Origin of the sequence: Salinarimonas sp. NSM, from assembly GCF_052380005.1 — a bacterium.
Classification (GTDB): Bacteria; Pseudomonadota; Alphaproteobacteria; order Rhizobiales; family Beijerinckiaceae; genus Salinarimonas.
On sequence record NZ_JBQTCJ010000011.1, the window covers coordinates 1 to 12,463 of the forward strand.

Annotated in this window: 9 protein-coding genes; 7 read left to right on the top strand and 2 right to left on the bottom strand. The window is 70.2% G+C overall.

Features of this window, described 5'->3' with window-relative positions; translation table 11 throughout:
* Positions 1–189, top strand: a 189-nt coding sequence (locus tag ACTZWW_RS06490; RefSeq protein ID WP_444780127.1) for a hypothetical protein, incomplete at its 5' end; no start/stop codon positions are given.
* Between the two features lie 92 nt (positions 190–281).
* Here ACTZWW_RS06490 and ACTZWW_RS06495 read toward each other — a convergent pair.
* Positions 282–2,609, bottom strand: a complete 2,328-nt coding sequence (locus ACTZWW_RS06495) for an MHYT domain-containing protein (RefSeq protein WP_444780128.1) — start codon at positions 2,607–2,609, stop codon at positions 282–284.
* Positions 2,610–3,020: 411 nt separating this feature from the next.
* Between ACTZWW_RS06495 and ACTZWW_RS06500 the strand changes: the two genes are divergently transcribed.
* The 5 genes from ACTZWW_RS06500 (at position 3,021) to ACTZWW_RS06520 (ending at position 10,574) form a co-directional block, all read left to right on the top strand.
* Positions 3,021–4,610, top strand: a complete 1,590-nt coding sequence (locus tag ACTZWW_RS06500) for a peptide ABC transporter substrate-binding protein (protein WP_444780196.1) — start codon at positions 3,021–3,023, stop codon at positions 4,608–4,610.
* Between the two features lie 100 nt (positions 4,611–4,710).
* Positions 4,711–5,631, top strand: a complete 921-nt coding sequence (locus tag ACTZWW_RS06505; protein WP_444780129.1) for an ABC transporter permease subunit — start codon at positions 4,711–4,713, stop codon at positions 5,629–5,631.
* An 18-nt stretch (positions 5,632–5,649) separates the two neighbouring features.
* Positions 5,650–6,798, top strand: coding sequence for an ABC transporter permease (locus ACTZWW_RS06510; protein WP_444780197.1), 1,149 nt, complete (start codon positions 5,650–5,652; stop codon positions 6,796–6,798).
* Positions 6,799–6,806: 8 nt separating this feature from the next.
* Positions 6,807–8,444 (top strand): ABC transporter ATP-binding protein, encoded by a 1,638-nt coding sequence (locus tag ACTZWW_RS06515; RefSeq protein ID WP_444780198.1) that lies wholly within the window; start codon positions 6,807–6,809, stop codon positions 8,442–8,444.
* A 351-nt stretch (positions 8,445–8,795) separates the two neighbouring features.
* The gene (locus tag ACTZWW_RS06520) at positions 8,796–10,574 is read left to right on the top strand and encodes an acyl-CoA dehydrogenase C-terminal domain-containing protein (RefSeq protein WP_444780130.1); all 1,779 of its coding nucleotides are present in this window, start codon (positions 8,796–8,798) and stop codon (positions 10,572–10,574) included.
* Between the two features lie 24 nt (positions 10,575–10,598).
* Here ACTZWW_RS06520 and ACTZWW_RS06525 read toward each other — a convergent pair whose 3' ends face one another.
* Complete coding sequence (locus tag ACTZWW_RS06525) at positions 10,599–10,988, bottom strand: hypothetical protein (RefSeq protein ID WP_444780131.1); 390 nt, start codon at positions 10,986–10,988, stop codon at positions 10,599–10,601.
* 253 nt (positions 10,989–11,241) lie between these two features.
* Here ACTZWW_RS06525 and ACTZWW_RS06530 point away from each other — a divergent pair, with 253 nt between their 5' ends.
* A complete protein-coding gene (locus tag ACTZWW_RS06530) occupies positions 11,242–12,450 on the top strand; it encodes an acetyl-CoA C-acetyltransferase (protein WP_444780132.1) in 1,209 nt (402 codons plus the stop codon).
* Positions 12,451–12,463 lie beyond the last annotated feature (13 nt).

The window sequence follows — 12,463 nt, forward strand, 5'->3', positions numbered from 1 at the left end:
CCGGTGGTGAACGTCCCGCGGCCGGACCGCGAGCCGGAGCCGCAGGCGCGGCCGCGCGGCGACACGGGCGGCGCCGCCGCCGAGCCCACCCCCGAAGCGGACGCCGGCACCGATTCCGGGACACCCGGCGAGCGCCGCCTGCGCCGCCGCGAGGGCGCGGGCGGGACGACGGGATCGGAGGTGCTTTGACGGCCGAGGCACCCGGCGCCGGTGCCCTGCTGGGACGTCACACGCCGGCGGCATCGACCTCGCGTTCGCGCCGCCCTCGGCGACGAGCACCGTCAGAGCGTTCTCGCCGCCGCCGATCGCGGCGGTGAGGCGAGCACGGGCGGGGTCGGCGACGGGGGCGTCGACGGGGGCGGCGACGCGGCGCGGATCGCGGAGAGGAGGTCCGCTTGCGCGAACGGCTTGCCCATGCGCACGAGGTCCGGCTCGATGCCTTCGGCGAGGTCGGCGTAGCCCGTCGCGAGAATGACGGGCATGCCGGGGCGCATAACGGCGATGCGGCGCGCCAAGTCGAGACCCGTCATGTCGGGCATGGCGTGGTCGGTGACCACGACGTCGATCCCGGCCGTTGCCTCGAGGACCCGTAGCGCTTCCGTGCCGGACGCCGCCGCGACGGGAACATGACAGCCGTCCTCCAGCATGGCGACGGCGCTCTCCAGGACGAGCGGATCGTCGTCGACCAAGAGGACGTGCAGCGAGGCCGGGCTCTCGTCGTTGATCGCGTCCCGCGCGCATCCCGGCTCCATCGGGCGCTCCACGGCCGGGTTGGCGACCGGCAGCCAGATCTCGGCCGTCGTGCCTGCACCGGGGCGGCTGCGCAGGACGAAACGCCCACCGGACTGCGCCGCCAGGCCCTGCACCATGGGCAGGCCCAGGCCGGTTCCCTTACCCACGCCCTTCGTCGTGAAGAACGGCTCCGTGGCGCGCGCGACGGTGGCCTCGTCCATTCCGAGCCCCGTGTCCGCCACGGCGAGGCAGACGGTCTCCTCTCCCGTCCCGTGGCGCGACGAGGCGGCCGAGACCGTGATCGTGCCGCCGTCCGGCATGGCGTCGCGAGCGTTGACGCAGAGGTTGAGCAGCGCCAGCTCGAGCTGGTGCCCGTCCACGAGGGCGGGCGGCAGACCGGGCGGAAAGCTGGTCTCGATGCGCACGCCCGGACCGATCGAGCGCTGCAGGAGGTCCGATATCCCGTGCACGAGGCTCGGGACGTCCACGGCCGACGGCCGCAGCTCCTGACGCCTCGCGAAGGCCAGCATGCGTCGGGTCAGGGTCGCGCCGCGCTGGGCACCGGCGATGGCGTTGTCGATGAGCCGCGCCGTACGCGGGTCGGCGGGAACGCGCTTCCGGAGAAGCTCGAGGCTGCTGAGGATGGCCATCAGCAGGTTGTTGAAATCGTGCGCCACGCCGCCTGTGAGCTGGCCGAGCGCCTCCATCTTCTGTGCCTGCGCCAGCGCTTCCCGCGCCTGATCGAGCGCGTCCTGGGCCCGTCGCCGCTCGCTTATGTCGCGGGTCACCTTGGCGAAACCGACGATCGCGCCGGCGTCGTTGCGCATCGGCTCGATGACCACGCTCGCGAGAAAGCGCGAGCCGTCCTTCCGGACACGCGCCCCTTCGGCCTCGAACCTCCCGTCGCGCTCCGCCGCGGCGAGCGCCGCTTCGGGTACGCCGGCCGCGCGGTCCTCGTCGGTGTAGAAGCGCGAGAAGTGCTGCCCGACGATCTCGTGGGCCTCGTAGCCCTTGATCCGCCTGGCGCCGGTGTTCCAGTTGGCGACGCGGCCCTCGCGGTCGAGCATGAAGATCGCATAGTCCGTGACGCTGTGGACCATCAGCCGGAAGCGCTCCTCGCTCTCGCGCAGCACGTCCGCCTCGCGTGCGGCGACCAGGGCGAGGTGACGGTCGAGCGCCGCTGCCGCGAGCCCCGACGCCAGGATCGCCATCGTCGCCCCGGTCACCCACAGGGCGAGATGCGTCCGGCCCAAGCCGCCGCCGGCTCGGCCCTCGACCGCGTCGAGCGGCACGAAGGTCGTTCCGTGCATCGCAACGTAATGCATGCCGGCGATCGCGATCCCCATGGCGATCGCCCCCGAGGCTCGTGCGAGCACGCGGGGGCCCCGGAATGCGAGCGACAGGGATACGGCGCCGGCTCCGATCGCGATGGCGGCTGCCGTGACGACCCAGATCGGGTCGTGGCTCACCTCGGCGGAAAGGCGCAGTGCGGCCATCCCGGCGTAGTGCATCCCGACGATGCCGAGCCCCATGACGAGACCGCTCACGGGCAGGACGCCGGGATGTCTCCCCCAGGCGTCGACGACGGCGAACCCCAGCGCCGTGACGGCGACGGGAAGCACCAGGGACACGATCGTCAGGGGAACGTCGTAGCCGATCGCGATCCCCGGGATCCGAAACGCCAGCATGCCGACGAAGTGCATCGACCAGATGCCGCCGCCGAGGGCGAAGGCGGCCGTCCCGAGCCAGGCCACGCGCGCCATACCGCTCGCGACGGCGACGCGGCTCGCTAGGTCGAGAGCCGTGTAGGACGCGAGGATCGCGATCAGGACGGACAGGAAGACGAGGATCCCGTCGTGGCTGCCAACGTGCGTCATCGACGTCCATCACTCTGTCGCTGGAAACCGCTTCGAACGCTTCGGGAATGTGGAATGTTCGCCCGAGCGGCGCAATGCGCGCGAAAGTAGATCCCCCGCAGCGTCGGCAACACGAATGCCGATCCCGCCGGTTTCGAGCCTCCGCCGCGCCCTTCGGGCTCCTCGCATGCGCCAGCATACCGGGCGCCGCGTCCGGCACGGCCTTTCGCGAGGGTGCAGCGCCGGGAGGGTGCGGGGCTCCGGGCACGCGATGCGGATCTTCGGATCCTCGATCGCGCTGGTCGATCCCCCGTTGCCGCCGCGCTTGCGAGCCGGCTGCCCAACGGATAGTTTACATCTAATCCGTCGCGGGAGACGGAGCGACCTGCCGGTCCACGGCAGCAGGGAGACAATCCGCTCATGATCAAGACCATGCTCAAGGCGAGCGCCTTCTCGATCGCGCTGGCGACGGCGCTCGGCGCGACGGGCGCGCCCGCCTTCGCCCAGGAGGTCGTCTACAACCGCGGCAACGACACCGACCCGTCGTCGCTCGACCAGCACAAGACCTCCACGGTCGCCGAGGCGCACCTGCTGCGCGACCTCTACGAGGGGCTCGTCGTCTACAACACCGAGGCCGAGGTGATCCCGGGCGTCGCGGAGAGCTGGGAGGTGTCCGAGGACGGCACCGTCTACACGTTCACGCTTCGCGAGGACGCCCGCTGGTCGAACGGCGACCCGGTCACGGCGAGCGACTTCGTCTTCGCCTTCCGCCGCATCCAGGACCCGGCGACGGCCGCGGGCTACGCCAACATCCTGCACCCGATCAAGAACGCGGCCGCGATCAACGCCGGCGAGATGCCCAAGGAGGAGCTCGGCGCCCGCGCGATCGACGAGCGCACGCTCGAGATCACGCTCGAGAACGCGACGCCCTTCTTCATCGAGCTCCTCACGCACCAGACCGGCCTGCCGCTGCACCAGGCCTCCGTCGAGGAGCACGGCGACGCCTTCACGCGCCCGGGCAATCTCGTCTCGAACGGCGCCTACATGCTCGAGAGCTTCACGCCGAACGATCGGATCGTGATGCGCAAGAACCCGAACTTCCACGACGCCGAGAACGTCTCGATCGACGTCGTGAACTACATCCCCTTCGAGGAGCGCGCCACCTGCGTGCGCCGCTTCGAGGCGGGCGAGGTGCAGTCCTGCTCCGACCTGCCCTCCGAGCAGATCGCCGACCTGCGCGAGCGCCTCGGCGACCAGGTCCGTGTCGCGCCGTACCTCGGCACCTACTACCTGCCGATCAAGGTGACGAAGGAGAAGTTCGCCGATCCGCGCGTGCGCGAGGCGATGTCGATGGCGATCGACCGCGACTTCCTCGCCGAGGAGGTCTGGCAGGGCACGATGGTGCCGGCCTACTCGCTCGTGCCCCCGGGCACGAACAACTACGTCGCGGAGGCGCCGCAGCTCGAGTACGCCGACGTCGACATTCTCGACCGCGAGGACCGCGCCATCGCGCTGCTCGAGGAGGCGGGCGTCGCGCCGGGCGAGCTGACGGTGGAGCTGCGCTACAACACCTCGGAGAACAACAAGAACACCATGACGGCGGTGGGCGAGATGCTGCGCAACATCGGCATCGAATCGACGCTGACCGAGATGGAGGGCGCGACCTACTTCAACTACCTCAAGGAGGACGGCGACTTCGACATGGCCCGCGCCGGCTGGATCGGGGACTACAACGATCCGCAGAACTTCCTCTTCCTCTACGAGTCGGACAACCTCGGCTTCAACTATCCGCGCTGGTCGAACGAGGAGTACGATCGCCTGATGCAGCAGGCCGAGACCGAGACGGACATCGAGGCCCGGGCCGAAATCCTGGCGGAGGCCGAGCGGCTGTTCCTGTCGCAGGTGCCGGCGATCCCGATCCTGTTCTACACCTCCAAGGCGCTCGTCTCCCCCGACCTCGAGGGCTGGGAAGACAACATCATGAACGTGCACGGCACGCGCTTCCTGTCGCTGTCGAACTGAGCACGGCTCTCGCCCCCGCGCGCGGCACGGCCCCGGCCGTGATCCCGTGCGCGGGACGGCCCACGCACGGCACCACCGCGTGAACAGGACACGACGGCCCATGCTCGGCTTCGTCCTCCGGCGCCTCGCCGGCGCGATCCCGACGATCTTCATCGTCGTGACGATCGCCTTCTTCATGATCCGGGCGGCGCCCGGCGGCCCCTTCGACCTCGAGCGGCCGCTCGATCCCTTGATCATGCAGAACCTGAACGCCGCCTTCCATCTCGACGAGCCGCTCTGGCGCCAGTACCTGCTCTATCTCGGCAACCTGCTGCAGGGCGACTTCGGCCCGAGCTTCACGCGCCGCGACTTCTCCGTGGCCGATCTCTTCGCGGTGGGGCTGCCGGTCTCGGTGACGCTCGGCGCGCTGGCTCTCTCCCTCGCCCTCGTGGTCGGCGCCTCGCTGGGCGTGCTCGCGGCGTTGCGCCAGAACAAGGGCGCGGACTACGCCGTCGTCGGCATCGCCACCTTCGGCATCACCATCCCGAACTTCGTCGTCGCGCCGATCCTCTCGCTCCTCTTCGGCGTGTGGATGGGTTGGCTGCCGGCGGGCGGATGGGGCACGCCGGCGCACATGGTGCTGCCGGTCGTGACCCTCGCGCTCCCCCAGATCGCCATCATCGCCCGCCTCACCCGCGGGGCGACGATCGAGGCGCTGCGCTCCAACCACGTGCGCACCGCGCGCGCCTACGGCCTGCCGACCCGCGTCGTCGTGATCACCCACACGCTGCGCGCGGCGATCCTGCCGGTCGTCTCCTATCTCGGCCCGGCGGCGGCGGCGCTTCTGACCGGCTCCGTCGTCGTCGAGACGATCTTCGGCATACCCGGCATCGGCCGCTATTTCGTCCAGGGCGCGCTCGCGCGCGACTACACGCTCGTGATGGGCACCGTGGTCGTGATCGCGATCTTCGTCGTGATCTTCAACCTGCTCGTCGACATCGCCTACGCGCTGCTCGACCCGCGCGTGCGATACGAGAGCTGAGGGAGGCCCGCCGTGCAGATGCGCCTCGACCCCGCCGCGGAGCCGGACGACCTCGCCCGGTCGCTCGCCGAGGCCGGCCCCTCGCGCTCGCTGTGGCAGGACGCCTGGCTGCGGCTGCGCCGCAACAAGGCCGCCGTGGCGAGCGGGCTCGTGCTCGCCTTCTTCGCGCTCGTCGCGATCTTCGGGCCGTCGCTCGCGCCCAACCGCTACAACGAGGTCTTCCCGCAATACGTCCGCGTTCCCGCGAGCCTCGAGGCCTATCCGCGGGCGGACAGCATCGTGCCGGAATTCGAGAGCGTGCTCGCCCGCGCCCGCGTCGAGGTCGGTGAGATCACGCTCGACGGCGGCACGATCTCCGCCCCCATCGTCACCGATCGCGGCATCGATCCGCGCTTCGTGCGCTTCGTCGAGCGCTCGGACCTCTTCACCAACGCCCGCATCGAGGACGTCTCCGCCGACGAGACCCGCGCGGTGATGGTGGCGGACGTCAAGCGCACGTATTTCTTCTTCGGCACGGACGCGATCGGCCGCGACCTGTTCGCGCGTACCATGATCGGGGTGCGGATCTCGCTGGCGATCGGGCTCCTGGCGTCGCTCACGGCGCTCGTCATCGGCGTCGCCTACGGCGCCGTCGCGGGCTTCCTCGGCGGGCGGATCGACGGGGTGATGATGCGCTTCGTCGACATCCTCTACTCCCTTCCGTTCATCTTCTTCGTGATCCTGCTCGTCGTGTTCTTCGGCGGCAACTTCGTGCTGATGTTCCTCGCCGTGGGCGCCATCGAGTGGCTCGACATGGCGCGCATCGTGCGCGGCCAGACGATCTCCTTGAAGCGCCAGGAATTCGTGCAGGCGGCGGAGGCGCTCGGCGTGAAGCCCGGCGGCATCGTGCGCCGGCACATCGTGCCCAACACGCTCGGGCCCGTCGTCGTCTACCTCACGCTCCTCGTGCCCAAGGTGATCCTGCTCGAGAGCTTCCTCTCTTTCCTCGGCCTCGGCGTGCAGGAACCGCTGACCTCGCTGGGCGTGCTGATCTCGGAGGGCGCGGCCAACATGCAGGGCGCGACCTGGATGCTGATCTTCCCGGCAATCACCCTCATCGTCATCCTGTTCGCCCTCAACTTCCTGGGCGACGGCCTGCGCGACGCGCTCGACCCGAGGGACCGCTGATGAACGCGATGACCGACGATCCCGTGCTCACCGTGCGCGGCCTCGAGGTCTCCTTCGAGACGAACGACGGAACGATCGAGGCCGTGCGCGGCATCGACCTCGACGTCCGGCGCGGCGAGACCGTCGCCATCGTGGGCGAGTCCGGCTCCGGCAAGAGCCAGTCGATGATGGCGGCGATGGGGCTGCTGGCGTCGAACGGGCGGGCGCGCGGCAACGCCGTCTATCGCGGCCGCGAGCTCGTGGGCATGCGCGAACGCGACCTCAACCGCATCCGCGGCGCCAAGATCACCATGATCTTCCAGGAGCCGATGACCTCGCTCGACCCGCTCTACCGGATCGGGCGCCAGCTCGCCGAGCCGATGATGCACCATCGCGGCCTCTCGCGCCGCGCCGCACGCGAGAAGGCGATCGCGCTCCTCGCGCGCGTCGGCATCCCGGACCCCGAGCGGCGCATCGACGCCTACCCCCACGAGCTCTCCGGCGGGCAGCGCCAGCGCGTCATGATCGCCATGGCGCTCTCCAACGACCCGGACCTGCTCATCGCCGACGAGCCGACGACGGCGCTGGACGTGACCGTGCAGGCGCAGATCCTGACGCTCTTGGCCGATCTCCAGCGCGAGCGCGGCATGGCGATCGTGTTCATCACCCACGATCTCGGAATCGTGCGCCGCTTCGCGAGCCGCGTCTACGTGATGCGGCGCGGCGAGGTGGTGGAGAGCGGGGACACGCGCACCGTGTTCGAGGCGCCGAGCCACCCCTACACCCGCATGCTGATCGACGCGGAGCCCACCGGCGAGAAGGCGCCGCCGCCCGCCGACGCGCCGATGGCGCTCTCGGGGGAGCGCGTCCGCGTGTCCTTCGACATCGGCGGCGGGTTCCTGAAGGGGCCGCCCGTCGTGCTCAAGGCGGTCGACGACGTGACGCTGCGGCTGCGCAAGGGCCAGACGATCGGGATCGTCGGCGAATCGGGTTCCGGCAAGTCGACGCTCGGGCGCGCGCTGCTCAAGCTCCTGCCCTGCGAGGGCCGCGTCGTCTTCATGGGGCGCGACATCTCGGACGCGACGAAGCACGACATGCGCCCGCTGCGCAAGGAATTGCAGCTCGTCTTCCAGGACCCGTTCGGCTCGCTCTCGCCACGCATGACGATCGGCCAGATCGTCACCGAGGGCCTGCTCGTGCACGAGCCCGGCCTCTCGGCGAAGGACCGCGAGCGACGCGCCGCCGAGGCGCTGCGCGAGGTCGGCCTCGATCCCTCGATGCGCAACCGCTATCCGCACGAGTTCTCCGGCGGCCAGCGCCAGCGCATCGCCATCGCCCGCGCGGTGATCCTCAAGCCCCACGTGGTCGTGCTCGACGAGCCCACCTCGGCGCTCGACCGCTCGGTGCAGAAGCAGATCGTCGCGCTCCTGCGCGACATCCAGGCCCGCTACGGCATGGCCTACCTCTTCATCAGCCACGACCTCGCCGTGGTGCGCGCCATGTCGGACTACGTCATGGTGATGCAGGCCGGCCGTGTCGTCGAGGAGGGCGAGACGGGGGCGATCTTTGAGCGCCCGGCGAGCGACTACACGCGAAGCCTGATGCACGCCGCCTTCGCCCTGACGGATTTCCACGAGGAGGCGCGGCGGGTGGCGGAGGGCGGATGAGGGGCTGCGAGGTCGCTCGTCTGACGAAGGCCCTTCCCGCCCTCGTGGGGAGGGGAGCTGCCGATCGCGTTTCGCTGCTCGCTGGCAAGAACCTGCGAACGAAGGACGATCTCCGCCATTCGTGGCATCCGCCGCCGCTCTCCCCTCTCCCTCGTGGAGAGGGGTCGGGGGTGTGGGGCGGGCAGAAGGCTCGACGCCCATGCCGAGCTCCAGCGACGGCAAGCGGCATCGGTGCCGCGCCAGGTCCTGCACGCCCCCCTAGCCATCGGCGTCGAGATAGTTTATATGTGAACTATCCACGGCGCGCACCCGCGTGATGCGCGCTCGCCCCGACCCCGAGGGAGAGAGCCCATGCCGGTCTACAAGGCACCCGTTGCGGACACGTCCTTCATCCTCGACGACGTCCTCCAGCTGTCGCGCCACGCCGATCTGCCGGGCTTCGCCGACGCCACGCCCGACACGGTGGCCGCGATCCTCGAGGAGGGCGCGAAGCTGACGGAGACGTCGTGGGCGCCGACCAACCTCCCCGGCGACCAGGAGGGCTGCACGCGCAACGCCGACGGCAGCGTCGCCGCGCCAAAGGCGTTCAAGGCCGCCTACGAGGCCTATGTGCAGGGCGGCTGGCTCGGGCTCTCGGCGCCCGAGGAGTTCGGCGGCCAGGGCCTGCCGACGACCCTCAACACGGTGATGCAGGAGTTCGCCTCCTCGGCGAACCTCGCGCTCGCCATGTATCCGGGCCTGACGATGGGCGCCATCGCCGCGCTGATCGAGCACGGCTCGCCCGAGCAGAAGGCCAAGTACCTGCCGAAGATGATCGAGGGCGCCTGGTCGGGCACGATGAACCTGACCGAGCCGCATTGCGGCACCGATCTCGGCCTGATCAAGACCAAGGCCGTGCCCAACGGCGACGGCGGCTACGCCATCACCGGCACCAAGATCTTCATCTCGGCGGGCGAGCACGACCTCACCGAGAACATCGTCCACCTGGTCCTCGCCCGCATCGAGGGCGCGCCGGCGGGCACGAAGGGCATCTCGCTCTTCGTCGTCCCCAAGGTGCTCGTGAACGACGACGGCTCGCTGGGCGCGCGCAACGGCGTGTCCTGCGGCTCGCTCGAGCACAAGATGGGCATCCACGGCAACGCCACCTGCGTGATGAACTACGACGGCGCCACCGGCTGGCTCGTGGGCGAGGAGAATCGCGGGCTGGCGGCGATGTTCGTGATGATGAACGAGGCGCGCCTCGCGGTCGGCGTCCAGGGCCTCGCGGTCTCCGAGGTCGCCTACCAGAACGCCGTCGCCTACGCGAAGGACCGGCTCCAGGGCCGGTCGCTCACCGGCCCGAAGAACCCGGACGGCCCGGCCGACCCGATCATCGTCCACCCGGACGTGCGCCGCACGCTGATGACGATCCGCGCCATCAACGAGGCCGCGCGCGCGCTCATCCTGCGCACCGCGCTCGAGAGCGACATCGCCCACCGCTCGCCGGATGCAGCCGCGCGCCAGAAGGCCCTCGACTTCCTCGGCCTGATGACGCCGGTCGTGAAGGGCGTCTTCACCGATCTCGGCTTCGACAACGCGGTGAAGGCCCAGCAGATGTTCGGCGGCCACGGCTACGTGGAGGAATGGGGCATGTCCCAGTTCGTCCGCGACGCGCGCATCACCATGATCTACGAGGGCGCCAACGGCATCCAGGCCATGGACCTCGTCGGCCGCAAGCTCGGCAAGGACGGCGGGCGCGCGGTGATGGCCTTCTTCGGCGAGGTCCAGGCCTTCTGCCAGGAGAACGGGGGCGACGCGCGCATGCAGCCCTATGTCGGGCCGCTGGCGGAGGGCCTCGGCCGGCTCCAGCAGGCGACCATGTGGTTCATGAACAACGCCATGGCCAAGCCCGACAACGCCGGCGCCGGCGCGACCGACTACATGCACCTCTTCGGTCTCGTGGCGATGGGCTACATGTGGGGCCTGATGGCCAAGGCGGCGCTCGCGCGTGAGGGCGCACCGGGCATGGCGGAGAAGCTCGTCGTCGGGCGCTTCTACATGGAGCGCCTGATGCCCGAGACCGCGGCCCAGGTGGCGCGCATCTCGGCGGGCGCCGACACGACGATGGCGCTTTCGGCGGACGCGTTCTGAGGCGGGCGGTGGGCCGAGGGCGCCTCAGGCTTCCCCCGGTCCGCCGCCGAGCCGATCGATCACCTCGGCCGCATGGAGGTTGACGCGCATGAGCTCCTCGAGGCCCATCTCCGGATTCGCCGGCTTCGCGTCGGTCGTCTCGGCCGCTTCGGCCGTCTCGACCAACGGCGCGCCGGGCTCGTGCGCGCCGAGCGCGTCGTTCTCGTCGAGATCGCCGCGGCTGAGCTTCGCGGCGCGCAGGCCGATCGGTGCCGACGTGGCCTCGCGGTGCATGCGCTCGTCGACGGCGGCGCCGGTGTCCTCGGCGGCGCCGCGCAGGGCCTCGCGGGCGGCCTCGGCGTTCGCGCTGAGCGCGAGCAGGCTGCCGAGCGTGCGCGTCTGCGCCTCGCTGCGCTCCGTGATACGGAGGGACAACGCCATGTACGCAGAGAGTGACGCGTCGTCGGCGGCCCGGTCGCCCGCGCCGCCGGCGGCAGGCATAACCGCGAGGGCGGTGATCGATCCCGATGACATTGCATTTACTCGCTCGAAGTGAAGAAAGTTATACCTCATTAACTCCGAGCGTCAAGCCGGACGCTCCGGCGCACGACAAGACGCAAAATCGATCCGCCGTCCGCCCCCGGTGCTTCCGGGCGATGGTGGAGGAAGCGAGAAGGATCCCGAGCCGATGACCGAGGCCTACATCTACGATCACGTCCGCACGCCCCGCGGACGCGGCAAGCCGGACGGGTCGCTGCACGAGGTGCCGGCGGTCGATCTCGCCGTCACCACGCTGCGGGCGATCCGCGACCGCAACCAGCTGTTCCCCGTGATGATCGAGGACGTCGTGCTCGGCTGCGTCGATCCCGTCGGCGAGGCGGGCGGCGACATCGCCCGCGCCGCCGCGCTCAAGGCCGGCTTCGGCAAGGAGGTGCCGGGCGTCCAGATCAACCGCTTCTGCGCCTCGGGCCTCGACGCGGTGAACCTCGCCGCCGCGCAGGTGATGAGCGGCATGAAGGAGATGGCGATCGGCGGCGGCGTCGAGTCGATGTCGCGCATCGGCATGGGCGCCTCCGGCGGCGCCTGGCCCGTCGACCCCAAGCTCGCCATCGACACCTACTTCCTGCCACAGGGCATCTCGGCGGACCTGATCGCCACAAAGTACGGCTTCTCGCGAGACGACGTCGACGCCTTCGCGGTGGAGAGCCAGAAGCGCGCAGCCAAGGCCTGGGACGAGGGGCGCTTCGCGCGCTCCGTCGTGCCGGTGCGCGACGTCAACGGCCTCACCATCCTGGCGAAGGACGAGCACATGCGGCCTTCGACCGACATGCAGTCGCTCGGCGGGCTCAAGGCGGCGTTCGAGCAGATGGGCGACATGGCGGGTTTCGACGCGGTGGCGATCGCAGCCCATCCCGACGTCGAGGCGGTGCGCCACGTCCACCACGCGGGCAACTCGTCCGGCATCGTCGATGGTGCGGCCGCGGTGCTGGTGGGCTCGCGGAAGGCCGGCGAGATGGCGAGCCTGACGCCGCGCGCCCGCATCAAGGCCTTCGCCTCGATCGGCTCGGACCTCGCGCTGATGCTGACGGGCCCCGTCGACGTCACCGAGCTCGTGCTGAAGAAGGCGGGCATGACGAAGGACGACATCGATCTCTTCGAAATAAACGAGGCCTTCTCGTCGGTGGTGCTGCGCTACATCCAGGCCTTCGATCTCGATCCGGCGGTCGTCAACGTCAACGGCGGCGCCATCGCCATGGGCCATCCGCTGGGCGCCACCGGCGCCATGGTGCTCGGCACCGTGCTCGACGAGCTCGAGCGTCAGGGCAAGCAGACGGCGCTCGTGACGCTCTGCGTCGCCGCAGGCATGGGCACCGCCGCCATCATCGAGCGCGTCTGAGAGAGCCGGGAGA